The organism is Tenacibaculum retecalamus (assembly GCF_027941755.1).
Classification (GTDB): domain Bacteria; phylum Bacteroidota; class Bacteroidia; order Flavobacteriales; family Flavobacteriaceae; genus Polaribacter; species Polaribacter haliotis_B.
The window spans coordinates 2,614,189-2,627,276 of record NZ_CP115916.1; the positions used below are offsets into that span (position 1 = coordinate 2,614,189).

Below are 13,088 nucleotides of genomic sequence, written 5' to 3' on the forward strand. Positions count from 1 at the left end.
CTGGGGCAAACCTAATTGTATAATCAATTGATTTTACCTATAAAACTCTTGTGTTATTTAATCTAAAAATACAGTATCAAAAACTCTTTTAACTTAAATAAAGATTATATTCATGAAACTAAATTGCATAAAAAAAGACGCTTTAAATAAAGCGTCTTTTAAATTTATTTTAAAGTAAGGATTACTTTAATTTCTTCTTAACTGCTACTTCAGTATAAGCTTCAATTACATCTCCTTCAATAATATCATTGTATCCTTTAATCTGAAGACCACAATCGTATCCTTTGGTAACTTCTTTAACATCGTCTTTGAAACGTTTTAATGAAGTTAATAATCCATCGTGAACAACAATTCCATCTCTAATAATACGGATTTTAGAATCTCTTGTAATCTTACCACTCATTACCATACATCCTGCAATGTTACCAACTTTCGAAATTTTATAAACTTCTCTAATCTCAACATTACCAAGAATCTCTTCTTTCATATCAGGAGATAACATTCCTTCCATGGCATCTTTAAGATCGTTAATAGCATCATAAATAATAGAGTATGTTCTAATATCTACTTCTTCTCTATCAGCTACAACACGTGCATTTCCTTGCGGACGTACATTAAACCCAACGATAATGGCATCTGAAGCTGTTGCTAGTAACACATCAGATTCTGTAATTGCTCCAACTCCTTTATGTAAAATATTTACTTGAATTTCTTCAGTAGATAGTTTCTGGAATGAATCTGTTAAGGCTTCTACCGAACCATCTACATCTCCTTTTAAGATAATGTTTAATTCTTTGAAATCTCCTAACGCAATACGACGACCAATTTCTGCTAATGTTAATGTTTTTTGTGTTCTTACAGATTGCTCTCTTTGTAATTGAGAACGTTTTGCTGCAATTTGTTTTGCTTCACGTTCGTCTTCAAACACATTAAACTTATCACCTGCTTGTGGTGCACCGTCTAATCCTAATATTGATACAGGTGTAGATGGTCCGGCAACTAAAACTTTGTTTCCTTTATCATCAAACATGGCTCTTACTTTACCACTATGCTTACCTGCTAAAATATAATCTCCAATTTTTAATGAACCTGTTTGTACTAAAATTGTAGATACATATCCTCTACCTTTATCTAGTAATGCTTCAACAACTGCTCCTGTTGCAGTTCTATCTGGATTTGCTTTTAATTCTAAAATTTCAGCTTCAAGTAATACTTTTTCTAATAACTCAGGAATTCCTTCCCCTGTTTTAGCTGAAATATCTTGTGATTGAATGTTTCCACCCCATTCTTCAATTAACAAATTCATCTGAGATAATTGCGTTTTCACATTATCTGGATTTGCATTTGGTTTGTCAATCTTGTTGATTGCAAAAATAATTGGAACACCTGCTGCCTGAGCATGAGAAATAGCCTCTTTTGTTTGTGGCATTACATCATCATCTGCTGCAGCTACAATAATTACTAAATCTGTTACTTGAGCTCCACGTGCACGCATTGCTGTAAAGGCCTCGTGACCTGGTGTATCTAAAAATGCTATTTGTTGATCTCCAACGTTCACAGAATATGCACCAATATGTTGTGTAATTCCTCCTGATTCACCTTCAATTACATTTGCTTTACGGATGTAATCTAATAAAGATGTTTTACCATGATCTACGTGACCCATTACCGTAATAATTGGTGCACGAGTTATTAAATCTTCCGGCTTGTCTATAACTTCTTCAATAGATTCCTCTACCTCAGCACCAACAAACTCTACTTTATGGTTAAATTCTTCAGCAACAATAACTAATGTTTCAGCATCTAAACGCTGATTCATTGTTACCATCATTCCTAACATCATACATGAAGAAATAATGTTTGTTACAGGAACATCCATCATCGTAGCAACTTCACTAACAGTAACAAACTCTGTTACTTTTAATATTTTACTATCTAATGCTTGAGCTTCTAATTCAGCTTCAGTATGTTCTCTGTGTGCTTCTCTTTTATTTCTACGGTATTTAGCTCCTTTTCCTCTTTTAGATTTACCTTGAAGTCTTTCTAAAGTTTCACGTACTTGTTTTTGTACTTCTGCTTCTGTTGGTTCTTCTTTTTTAACAGCTGCCGGTCTTTGCCCTGGTCTTCCTCTACCACCGCTTGGACGGCCTACACCACCACCTCTATTTGCTCCGCCTCTTGCACCACCTCTTGCTGGTGGTCTTGCAGTAGATCCTGGTTTAGCTGTTCCTGGTTTACTAATTCTTTTACGCTTCTTTTTATCAGCGTCAGATTTAGCATCTGGTTTTTTCTTTTTTGGTCTTTCGAATTGTTTTAAGTCAATTTTTTGACCTGTAATTCTTGGACCATCAAGTTTTTTATATTGTGTTTTAAGTTTCTCTGCATTTTCAGCAGTTACTTCTACAGGTTTTTCTTCCTTCACCTCTTCTTGTTTAGCTTCTACCACCTTTTCAGTTGGCTTTTCTTCAACTTTCTTCGGTGCTTCCTTAACTATTTTAAATTTAGCTTTGGCTGGCTTCGCCTTTATAACCTTAGGCGTTTCAGCTTCCTTTTCCGCAACCTTCTCTGTTGGATTTGGTGCTTCTTTTGTAGGTTCTTGAATAGAAACTTCCTCTTTAGGAGTTGATGCTTCTATTTCCTTCTTTGGTGCTTCTTTAACAGCTTCAGGCTTTTCTTCAACAGCCTTACCTGTTTTCACATCAATTTTACCTACTGTTTTAAGCTCTAATTTTTTAGCTTTGGCTTTTAAAACTTCTTGCTTTTTAGCTTCGTCTTCTACCCTCTTCTTCTCTTGCTCTTCTTCTACTTGTAGACGAATAGCTTCCTTCTCTTTACGCTTTTCTTCGCTTACTTCTTTAGAGGCTACTTTCTTAGATTTATCTGTTTGAAAACCATCAAACAATATTTGATATTCCTTATCAGAAATTTTAGTAGTAGGACGAGCTTCTATTTCATGACCACTTTTAGCTAAGTGTTCTACAGCTCTATCTAAAGAAATGTTTAATTCTCTTAATACTTTATTGAGTCTTAATTTGTTGCCTTCAGCCATAAATTATTTTATACTTTGATATTCAAAAAACACACTTTACGCTTTCGCATAGTTATGTTCTTTTTCTTTGATTGTCAGATTTCGTATTGATTCTCATCAATTTTGCAGGAGACTGACTTCCTTTGTATTTTTTATTCTTCGAATTCTTCTCTTAAAACTCGTTGAACATCTAAAATTGTTTCTTCTTCTAAATCGGTTCTTTGCACTAACATAGAAACGTCTTTTTCAAGAACACTCTTTGCAGTATCTAAACCTATTTTCTTGAATTCTGCAATTACCCAAGCTTCAATTTCATCAGAAAATTCTGTTAACTCAACATCTTCTTCTTCTAAACCTTCACGTTGTACATCTATTTCGTAACCTGTTAATTCACTTGCTAAACGAATGTTAACTCCTGATCGACCAATTGCTTTAGATACTTCTTCTGGCTTTAATAAAACGCTTACACGTCCTTTTTTACCATTTTTCTCTTCTTCGTAAGGTTTAATATCTACAGATGTTACTTTTGCAGGGCTTAATGCTCTTGCTATAAATAACGGTTCATTTTTAGTGTAATTGATTACATCGATATTTTCGTTTCCTAATTCACGAACAATACCGTGAATACGAGATCCTTTTACACCAACACAAGCTCCTACAGGATCAATTCTATCATCATAAGAATCTACCGCTACTTTTGCTTTATCACCAGGTATTCTTGCAACACCTTCAATGGTAATTAATCCGTCAAAAACTTCCGGTATTTCTTGTTCAAATAACTTTACTAAAAAAGCTGGTGAAGTTCTTGATAAAATAATAGCTGGTTTATTACCTCTTAATTCTACCGTTTTTATAACTCCACGAACTGCATCTCCTTTTCTAAAGAAATCTGAACGAATTTGCTCACTTTTTGGCAAAACGATTTCGTTTCCTTCATCGTCTAACAAAATTACTGCATTATGTCGAATATGGTGCACTTCTGCACTATAAATTTCACCTTCTAACTCTTTAAATTGCTTAAAGATGTTTGTACTATCGTGCTCGTGTATCTTAGAAATTAAGTTTTGGCGTAATGCTAAAATAGCACGTCTTCCTAAATCGATTAACTTTACTTCTTCTGATACATCTTCACCAATTTCGAAATCTGGCTCAATTCTTCTTGCTTCTTCAAGCTCTATCTCTTCATTATCATCCTCTGAAAAACCATCTGCAACTACTACACGGTTTCTCCAAATCTCTAAATCCCCTTTATCTGGGTTAATAATTATATCAAAGTTTTCATCAGATCCAAACCTACGTTTTAATGCTGCACGAAATACTTCTTCTAAGATAGACATTAATGTTACTCTGTCTATACTTTTATTATCTTTAAACTCTGAAAATGATTCAATTAACGCAATATTTTCCATTTCATTCTCTTATTAAAATATTATCTTCACTTTTGCTTCTTTGATATCTTCATACGATAAAACCATTGTTTTTTCTACCGTATGCTTTCCCTTACCAATTGGCTTAGGCTCTCTCGCTTTCCAATACAACGTAATATTATCATCTGTTGTTTCAGTTAACGTTCCTTCAAATTCTTCAGTTGCTGTTTTAACTTTTAGAATTCTGCTGATATTCTTTTTATACTGACGCTTTACTGTAAGCGGATGTGCAATATCTGGTGTTGTTACCTCTAAAGAAAAATCTTCTTCTTCTCTATCTAAATTATGCTCTATTTTTCTACTAATACGCATGCATTCATTTAAAGGCACTCCTGAATCACCATCAACAATCACTTTTATTTTACTGTTCGCTAAAAATTGCAAATCGATTAAATATAACGACTCGTTCTCTTGTAAAGCTTCCTGTAATAATTCTTTTACTTTTTCTTGATTCATCCTGAGGTATAAAAAGAGGGGACTCTCGTCCCCTTCCATCCATCTAATTAATAAATTTGCTGCAAAGATAGTAAGTTATTCATTAACACGCAAATATCTTCTTCTTCAAAATATTTTTCGTAATTTAAGGAACTATCTACTTCTAAATCTTTTTTATTATGAAAAAAATATTAGTTCCTACGGATTTTTCAAAACCATCAGAATACGCTTCAAAACTAGCGGCAGCCATTGCAAAAAAACCAAATAGCGAAGTGCATTTACTCCACATGATCGAAATACCAACCGGTGTTGTTGACATGACTGGTTCTCGTTCTTTTAGCATTCCAGAAAGCATGTTATACATTAGAAAAGTACGTGACAAGCTACTTAGCTACAAACAACAGTTTTTCTCTGAAAACGACAATATTAAACATGCAATTCGTTTTCAAACTCCTTATAATGGCATACAGGATTATTCTAAAAAAATAAATGCTGATTTAATCATCATGGGATCAAAAGGGCATACCGAATTAGAGGAAATAATTATAGGATCTAATACCGAAAAAGTAGTAAGAAATTCCGAAATACCTGTCTTAGTAACCAAAAAAGATGGTAGTAACTTTTCTCCTAAAAATTTAATTTTCGCATCTAGTTTTAAACCCAACAAAAATCAGGTTTTCAATCGTTTTTTAGATTTTGCTAGTAATTTTGACAGTAAAATTCATCTTTTAAAAATTAACACCCCACAAAAATTCGAAAACACTAAAGAAACCAAACAAAAAATTGAAAATTTTATTACAAAATATAACCTAAAAAACTACTCTATAAATGTTTATAATGATTCCTCTATCGAAGAAGGTATTTTAAATTTTTCGAATGACATAAATGCCGACATCATTGCAATAGCAACCCACGGAAGAAGTGGTTTAGCTCATATTTTTAACGGAAGCATCACCAAAAATCTTTCTAAGACTTCAATAAAACCAATGCTTACTTTTAAAACACTTCGATAAAAAATAACTATCTGTTTTTTTCTAGCCAGCTTCTTACCCTCAGCTCGCTATTTTCTTTTATATCAAGCCAAAATAAATTGATATCACCGGCATGGTAATTTTTAAGAAATGACATAAAAAATCGCAGTGGAAACTTCGGATTTGTAGCCCATACTAATCCATCTGTAATTTCAATTTTTAGTGCTTTAGAATACATTTTCCCGTTACTATACAAAAACCCTTTATGCTGATCTAACTCTGTTGTCATTGACGTGTTCCAAGTTATTGGATTTGTAGTAACACCGCCTTTGTACCAGTTTTTGTTTTCAGGAAAATGCCCCTTTTTAAACGTATTCCAAGAGAGAAAACCCCCTACCTGATTGGGTGAATTCATTGGTTTGATCGTTTTAAACTCATTTTCCACAACTCGCATTCCCGGAATAAAAGCTGCTATCAGCCTTTTTTGTAGTGGTTTTTCATCAAAAAAATCTTTTAATAACTGAATTGCATGCTTAGCACCTTGGCTATGCCCTGCAATAATTATTGGACGATTTTTATTATACTTTTTCAGGTACACTTCAAAAGCATTTTTTACATCTTGATACGCTAAATTTAATGCCTTATCGCCACCTACTTTATATTTTTGATTAAATGATCGGTAATGTGCTTGTCGGTAATAAGGCACGTATATTTTACCAGCTGTTGCGAAAGCAGAAGTTTGATACAAGACTACTTTATCTAGTACTTTCTCATTTTGTTCTTTATCATTTAAACCAACGTTCCAACGGCTATCTTTTTTACTGGTATTTAAAGTCGGGTAGATATAAAAAACATCTGCTTGTAAAGTGTCTTTTTTTGCAGGTGCGTATTCTTTAAAACTCTTAGGGTATTTTGATGGTAAAACCGCCCAAGAACTTTCTAACTCATAATTTGGTTTTGAAGGACTGTTTTCCGAGCTAAAAACCTGTGTATTATATGTTGATTTACAACTACCAAGAACTGCTAAAAAAAGTATACCTATTATAATCTTTATGTTTCTCATTTCCTATAATTCTTCGTAGACTTTCTTAGATTATCTATTTTTCCCCATTCAGTTTTTAATAATATCTTTAAGCAAATCTTCTTTCAATAATTTCAAACAATCGGGTTTCGTACACTTCTTTGTCTGACCAATCATAATCGGGCTTGATCATTTTATTGATAAATTTCTTTGCTTCTTTTTCTGTTTTAAATGTATTTAACTGAGATACAACTCTATTAAAATCACCTTGACTCCCATCGAACAAGTGTTTTACAAAGACAATTCTATCATTTAAATCTACTTGAATCGCGTTTTGCAGATGTTCGTTTAATGATTTCTTTGAATCTGCCTTTTCAAATAAATCTGCCATAACATCTACCGAAATAGTTCCCGCTAACTCATCTTCAAGCGTCGGGCTTTTTCTTTCTTCTACCTCTTCTACAACGATATCTTCTTCAAATAACAAACTCTCTATTTCATCAAAAGGTTGTTCAGTAATCTCTTCCAATTCTTCTATACCTACTCTTACCTCATCAATCTGCTCATCTACAATTACAGTAACATCAGCTTCTTTTTCTTCCTCCTTTACAACTTCAACTATCTGCTCTTCATCAACATTATCAAGCTCTTCTTTTAATTGATGAACAATTTTATCCTCAACTACAACAACTGTTTTATTTTTATTTTCTTCAGCCAATAAAATATCTTGTAATAACGCTTCTTTTGTTTTTGCAGGATTCGGAGTATTATTAATATACTCTTCTACATACGCTAAAACCGAAAGTTTTTCATAAACCTCATATGCTTTCTGCTTTAACTCAAACACATCTTCTTTATTTTTCATCTGTAAAATACTGTGTGCTATACTGGTTAAATCTGATGCTAGTTTTTTGTGCATAAGTTGTTGTTTGATTTTATTTTTTGCTGTTAAATTTTAATAAATTTGTTCCTTATTCGAAAGTAACACAAATATCAATAATTAGCGCTTAAAATTACAAAATGTTTCTTGAAAACACAGTAAATCATACAGAACAATTTGGTTGGATCGAAGTAATTTGCGGCTCAATGTTTTCGGGTAAAACCGAAGAATTAATTCGCAGACTTAAACGTGCGCAGTTTGCAAAGCAACGCGTAGAGATTTTTAAACCATCGGTAGATACTCGTTACGACGATGAAGAAGTGGTATCTCATAATGCAACCAGAATTAGATCAACACCTGTTCCTGCCTCTTCAAATATTCGGTTATTAGCGAATAATGTTGATGTTGTTGGAATTGATGAAGCGCAATTTTTCGATGACGAAATTGTAGCTGTTTGTAACGACCTCGCTAACAGAGGAGTTCGTGTAATTGTTGCTGGTTTAGATATGGATTTTAAAGGGAATCCCTTTGGACCAATGCCCGCATTAATGGCTACTGCAGAATATGTAACCAAAGTACACGCAGTTTGTACTCATACTGGAAACTTAGCACATTATAGTTATAGAAAAGCACTAAACGACGATTTAGTTTTACTAGGTGAAACGCAAGAATACGAACCTTTAAGTAGGGCTGCTTATTACAAAGCGATGCAAGCGCAAAACAAAAAGAAAGAAAACTTACCCAATGAATAACAACGTTACTGTTTTAGAAATTGATGCGAAATCTGTAGCACATAATTTTGCTTATTTTAAGCAAAAATTAAACCCTAACACTAAAATTTTAGCAGTTGTAAAAGCTTTTGGTTATGGTAGTGAAGCCACAGAAATAGCAAAACTACTTCAAAATAAGGTAGATTATTTTGCGGTTGCTTATTCAAACGAAGGAATTATTTTGCGTGAAGCAGGTATTAAAACACCTATTTTAGTTTTGCATCCGCAAATTCAAAACTTAAAGGATATTGTAAAACATCGATTAGAACCCAATTTATATAACTTTAAAATATTTGATGCTTTTTTACAATTAGCTGACGAAACTATTTTAATGAATTACCCTGTGCACATTAAATTTAATACAGGTTTAAATAGGTTAGGTTTTTGGCATACCGATGTTCCTAATATTATTACGGCTGTTAAAAAATCTAATAACATAAAAGTTGAATCTATTTTTTCTCATTTAGCTGCCAGTGAAGATCCTAATGAACAAGAATTTACAATTGGTCAAATAAATAACTTTGCTTATATCGTAAAACAATTTTATGAGCATTTAGGCTACAAGCCTATGATTCATATTCTAAATACTTCGGGTGTTATAAATTATCCGCAAGCTCAGTTCGATATGGTTCGTTTAGGTATTGGTTTATACGGCTTTGGAAACAACCAACAAGAAACTGCTCAACTAAAAAACACGCACACTTTAAAATCAATCATCTCACAAATACATATAATTCAACCAGGTGAAACTGTTGGATATAACAGAGCATTTGTTGCTAGTAAACCAACACGAAGTGCTACCATTCCTATTGGGCATGCAGATGGTATTTCACGAAAACTAGGAAATAAAGAAGGCTTTGTATTTATCAATAATCAACCAGCTCCTATCATTGGAAATGTTTGTATGGATATGATTATGGTTGATGTAACAAAAATTGAATGTAAAGAAGGTGATGAAGTTATTATTTTCAACCATCAACAACACATCGAATACATTGCTCACAAGTGCGAAACCATCCCGTATGAAATACTTACAGCAATATCACAACGCGTAAAAAGATTGGTAAAGCGCTAATTTTTTTATATATTTTCAACTCAATTAACTATTAAAAACAAAAATCATGGGAATGCTTAAAGAATTTAAAGAGTTTGCAATGAAGGGTAACTTAGTCGACATTGCTGTTGGTTTTGTTATGGGTGCAGCTTTTAAACAAGTAGTTACTTCTTTTACGGGTGGAATTGTATCGCCTTTAATTGGTTTACTATTCAATGCCGATTTTAAAGATTTAAAATACATAGCAAAACAAGGGATAGCTGATGAAACTGGAAAAATAACAGGTGAAGTTGCTATTCTTTATGGTGAATTTTTAACCAATATTATCGATTTTATTATTGTTGCTTTTGTAATGTTTATGGTTGTAAAAGCTATAAACGCAATGAAGAAAAAAGAAGAACCAGCTCCTGAAGCTCCAAAAGGACCAAGTCAAGAAGATTTGTTAGGAGAAATTAGAGATTTACTTAAAAATAAATAACAACTAATTTCAAATAAAAAAGGCGGTAAAATTAATTTTTACCGCCTTTTTTATTTTATCCTATTTTAAATATGCTTTCCTTTTTCCCAACCATGTTTTCCTAAATATTGATCTCCGCTTTCTACAGCACCATCTTCAATAGAAGTTCCCATAGAATCGTTCCATCTATTTAAATATCCGAATAAAGAAATTACCCCTAACATTTCTACAATTTCCCCTTCATCCCAATACTTATATAATTCGGTTTTTATCTTATCATCAACCATATTCGGAACCATAGAAGCAGCTAATGAAAAATCTAGCGCAGCACGCTCAGCATCCGAAAAAGCAGCATGTGTTTTGTACTCCCAAATATTATCTAATTGCTCTTGTTCTGCTCCGTAACGCTCCGCAGCTCTAATCGCATGTGCTTGGCAATATCTACAACCAGTAGCATTACTCGAAACCCAAGCTATCATTCTTTTTAAGGCTGATGTTACTTTTCCCTCATTTGCCATCACTGCTTTATTTAAATTGATAAAAGCTTTTGAAATGGCAGGTCTTCGTTGCATTGTTAAAACCGAATTCGGACAAAACCCAAGTGTTTCGTTAAAAAATTCAGCTAATTCTTTGGTTTCTTTATCATGCTCTGCAGATAATGGTGTTACTAATGGCATATGTTATATTTTTATTAATAAATTTTTACTGTAAGTTTGTGTAAAGATTCAACAAGCTTAGTTGACGCTTTATTAAATTTGCTTACGCAAGAAACAAAAAAATTAGATTATGGCATCGCACACAGTTACAACAGTTTGGAAAGAAAACATGCAATTTGAAACCGACAACCCTAGTGGTCACAAAACATTTATAGATGTAGGTGAAGAAAATGGTGGTAAAGGAGATGGATTACGACCTAAAGCGATGATGTTATCTGCCTTAGCAGGATGCTCGGGTGTTGATGTTATTCCGCTATTAGAAAAAATGCGCGTTGCTGTTGATGATTTTAAAATAGAAATTACAGGTAAATTAACCGAAGAACATCCTAAATATTACGATAAAGTATTTGTTGATTATCATTTTTATGGAACCGATTTAAACGAAGATAAAATTAACAAAGCAGTAAAATTATCAGTTGATAAATATTGTGGTGTTATGGAAATGTTTAGAAAATTTGCTGAAGTAAAAACAACCAATCATTTTCATAATAAATAAATATTCGACTTAATTCATAATCTGTACGTCATTCTGAATTTATTTCAGAAGCACATACTTACAATAAACAGCTGAGGATTAACCTACCTAACCCTTTCGTTTTAAATTAAAAATATGCGTTGGACTTTAAAACAGGAACCCGATTCTAAAAAAGTAAAGCAATTAGCTGAAGAATTATCAATAGAAAAAACTTTGGCTAAAATTTTGGTGCAACGTAATATTGATACTTTTGATAAAGCAAAACAATTTTTCCGACCTTCATTAAACGATTTACACGATCCGTTTTTAATGAAAGATATGGAAATAGCGGTTGAACGAATTGAAAAAGCAATTGCCAACAACGAGAATATTTTAGTTTTTGGCGATTATGATGTTGACGGAACTACTGCCGTTTCTTTAATGTCGTCTTATTTAAAAACAATTCACCCAAATATTGCCACTTATATTCCCGATAGATACGCCGAAGGTTACGGAGTTTCTTATATGGGAATTGACTTTGCAGAAGACAATGGTTTTTCTTTAATTATTGCTTTAGATTGCGGTATAAAAGCCATCGATAAGGTTGCTTACGCATCACAAAAAAACATCGATTTTATTATTTGTGATCACCATAAACCAGGAGCAGAAATACCAAAAGCTATTGCTATTTTAAATCCGAAGCAAATAGATTGTTCGTATCCGTATGATGAATTATGTGGTTGTGGTGTTGGTTTTAAATTAATTCAAGCACTAGCATCTAAAAGAAATCAGACTATTGATGATTTGGTCGGTTATTTAGATTTGGTAGCCACTGCAATTGCCGCAGATATCGTTCCGATGACAGGCGAAAACAGAACGTTAGCTTATTGGGGTTTACAGGTAATTAATTCGCAGCCAAGAAACGGAATTAAAGCAATTATTCATCAATTAGACAAAAAGGTCTTAACTATAACCGATGTTGTTTTTATTATCGCTCCGCGGATAAATGCTGCAGGAAGAATGAAACACGGTAATCATGCCGTTGAACTCTTAACAGAAATGGATTTTGAAGCTGCGGTTGATTTTGCTGCATCCATAGAAAAATATAATTCAGACAGAAAAGAACTCGATAAAAAAATTACGCAAGAAGCCTTGCTTCAAATTGAAGAAAATGAAGAAACTGAAAAATTTACTTCTGTTGTTTTTAATAAAAACTGGCACAAAGGTGTAATCGGAATTGTAGCTTCTCGTTTAATAGAAACTTATTACAGACCTACATTAGTTTTTACTAAAAGTGGTGATAAGTTAGCTGCTTCTGCACGATCAGTAAAAGGGTTTGATGTGTATAATGCCCTAGAACAATGTACTGAGTTTATTGAGCAATTTGGTGGCCATAAATATGCCGCAGGCTTAACTTTACTGCCTGAACAATATGAAGGTTTTAAAAATAAATTTGAAGAAGTAGTTGCAACAACTATCGATAAAAATTTATTGATTCCAGAAATTAGTATCGATGCTGAATTAGATTTGTCTGAAATTTCTCCAAAATTTTATAGAATATTACAGCAAATGGCACCTTTTGATCCGTTAAATATGAAACCTACTTTTTCTACCTCATCGGTTAGAGATAATGGTTACGGAAAACAGGTTGGAGCTGATAAAACACACTTAAAGCTAAATGTTATTTACGGTTCAGATAAAAGAACATACAATGCTATTGGTTTTAATTTAGGTAAAAAACTATCTTCTGTTCAAAATGAATTCGATATTGTGTATGCGCTAGATGAGAATACTTGGAACGGTAATACTACAATTCAATTAATGCTAAAAGATTTAAAATAATTTATTTAGAATAATTCTAAATAAATTATATAT

The 13,088-nt window shown here is 32.8% G+C and carries 12 protein-coding genes; 6 read left to right on the forward strand and 6 right to left on the reverse strand.

Translation table 11 applies throughout. The features are described 5' to 3' along the window. Positions 1-181: 181 nt before the first annotated feature. From infB to rimP, 3 genes are all read right to left on the reverse strand, one after another. Positions 182-3,049, reverse strand: a complete 2,868-nt coding sequence (gene infB / locus PG912_RS12305) for a translation initiation factor IF-2 (RefSeq protein WP_275687762.1) — start codon at positions 3,047-3,049, stop codon at positions 182-184. A gap of 131 nt (positions 3,050-3,180) precedes the next feature. Further along, on the reverse strand, positions 3,181-4,437 hold the full coding sequence (gene nusA, locus PG912_RS12310) for a transcription termination factor NusA (RefSeq protein WP_260587098.1): 1,257 nt from the start codon (positions 4,435-4,437) through the stop codon (positions 3,181-3,183). Positions 4,438-4,449: 12 nt separating this feature from the next. Next, complete coding sequence (gene rimP / locus PG912_RS12315) at positions 4,450-4,911, reverse strand: ribosome assembly cofactor RimP (protein ID WP_260587099.1); 462 nt, start codon at positions 4,909-4,911, stop codon at positions 4,450-4,452. 158 nt (positions 4,912-5,069) lie between these two features. Here rimP and PG912_RS12320 point away from each other — a divergent pair, with 158 nt between their 5' ends. Further along, positions 5,070-5,903 carry a universal stress protein gene (locus tag PG912_RS12320; protein ID WP_275687763.1) on the forward strand — a complete coding sequence of 278 codons (834 nt, stop codon included), beginning with the start codon at positions 5,070-5,072 and terminating at the stop codon, positions 5,901-5,903. A 7-nt stretch (positions 5,904-5,910) separates the two neighbouring features. Here PG912_RS12320 and PG912_RS12325 read toward each other — a convergent pair whose 3' ends face one another. Next, positions 5,911-6,924, reverse strand: a complete 1,014-nt coding sequence (locus PG912_RS12325; protein WP_275687764.1) for a DUF3089 domain-containing protein — start codon at positions 6,922-6,924, stop codon at positions 5,911-5,913. Positions 6,925-6,991: 67 nt separating this feature from the next. Continuing rightward, on the reverse strand, positions 6,992-7,801 hold the full coding sequence (locus PG912_RS12330) for a hypothetical protein (RefSeq protein WP_275687765.1): 810 nt from the start codon (positions 7,799-7,801) through the stop codon (positions 6,992-6,994). A gap of 101 nt (positions 7,802-7,902) precedes the next feature. Here PG912_RS12330 and PG912_RS12335 point away from each other — a divergent pair, with 101 nt between their 5' ends. Genes PG912_RS12335 through mscL form a run of 3 tightly spaced genes read left to right on the forward strand, consistent with a single transcriptional unit; the run spans position 7,903 to position 10,064 of the window. Continuing rightward, positions 7,903-8,514, forward strand: coding sequence for a thymidine kinase (locus PG912_RS12335; protein WP_260587103.1), 612 nt, complete (start codon positions 7,903-7,905; stop codon positions 8,512-8,514). Further along, positions 8,507-9,607, forward strand: coding sequence for an alanine racemase (gene alr / locus PG912_RS12340; protein ID WP_275687766.1), 1,101 nt, complete (start codon positions 8,507-8,509; stop codon positions 9,605-9,607). The genes PG912_RS12335 and alr overlap by 8 nt, the downstream gene beginning before the upstream one ends. 52 nt (positions 9,608-9,659) lie before the next feature. Continuing rightward, a complete protein-coding gene (gene mscL / locus PG912_RS12345; RefSeq protein WP_275689056.1) occupies positions 9,660-10,064 on the forward strand; it encodes a large-conductance mechanosensitive channel protein MscL in 405 nt (134 codons plus the stop codon). 65 nt (positions 10,065-10,129) lie between these two features. Here mscL and PG912_RS12350 read toward each other — a convergent pair whose 3' ends face one another. Further along, positions 10,130-10,720, reverse strand: a complete 591-nt coding sequence (locus PG912_RS12350; RefSeq protein WP_260587105.1) for a carboxymuconolactone decarboxylase family protein — start codon at positions 10,718-10,720, stop codon at positions 10,130-10,132. Between the two features lie 109 nt (positions 10,721-10,829). On the opposite strand from PG912_RS12350, the gene PG912_RS12355 reads away from it, so the two are divergent. Together PG912_RS12355 and recJ are read left to right on the forward strand one after the other, a co-directional pair. Beyond that, positions 10,830-11,255, forward strand: a complete 426-nt coding sequence (locus PG912_RS12355) for an OsmC family protein (protein ID WP_275687767.1) — start codon at positions 10,830-10,832, stop codon at positions 11,253-11,255. Positions 11,256-11,369: 114 nt separating this feature from the next. After that, positions 11,370-13,055 (forward strand): single-stranded-DNA-specific exonuclease RecJ, encoded by a 1,686-nt coding sequence (recJ, locus tag PG912_RS12360; RefSeq protein WP_275687768.1) that lies wholly within the window; start codon positions 11,370-11,372, stop codon positions 13,053-13,055. The last annotated feature ends 33 nt before the right edge of the window (positions 13,056-13,088 follow it).

Excerpts from the sequence above, each read along its gene's own strand:
- recJ (WP_275687768.1), top strand. The coding sequence starts at position 11,370 with ATGCGTTGGACTTTAAAACAGGAACCCGATTCTAAAAAAGTAAAGCAA.
- PG912_RS12350 (WP_260587105.1), bottom strand. The coding sequence starts at position 10,720 with ATGCCATTAGTAACACCATTATCTGCAGAGCATGATAAAGAAACCAAA.
- rimP (WP_260587099.1), bottom strand. The coding sequence starts at position 4,911 with ATGAATCAAGAAAAAGTAAAAGAATTATTACAGGAAGCTTTACAAGAG.
- PG912_RS12355 (WP_275687767.1), top strand. The coding sequence starts at position 10,830 with ATGGCATCGCACACAGTTACAACAGTTTGGAAAGAAAACATGCAATTT.
- PG912_RS12325 (WP_275687764.1), bottom strand. The coding sequence starts at position 6,924 with ATGAGAAACATAAAGATTATAATAGGTATACTTTTTTTAGCAGTTCTT.
- mscL (WP_275689056.1), top strand. The coding sequence starts at position 9,660 with ATGCTTAAAGAATTTAAAGAGTTTGCAATGAAGGGTAACTTAGTCGAC.
- PG912_RS12335 (WP_260587103.1), top strand. The coding sequence starts at position 7,903 with ATGTTTCTTGAAAACACAGTAAATCATACAGAACAATTTGGTTGGATC.
- PG912_RS12320 (WP_275687763.1), top strand. The coding sequence starts at position 5,070 with ATGAAAAAAATATTAGTTCCTACGGATTTTTCAAAACCATCAGAATAC.
- alr (WP_275687766.1), top strand. The coding sequence starts at position 8,507 with ATGAATAACAACGTTACTGTTTTAGAAATTGATGCGAAATCTGTAGCA.
- PG912_RS12330 (WP_275687765.1), bottom strand. The coding sequence starts at position 7,801 with ATGCACAAAAAACTAGCATCAGATTTAACCAGTATAGCACACAGTATT.
- nusA (WP_260587098.1), bottom strand. The coding sequence starts at position 4,437 with ATGGAAAATATTGCGTTAATTGAATCATTTTCAGAGTTTAAAGATAAT.
- infB (WP_275687762.1), bottom strand. The coding sequence starts at position 3,049 with ATGGCTGAAGGCAACAAATTAAGACTCAATAAAGTATTAAGAGAATTA.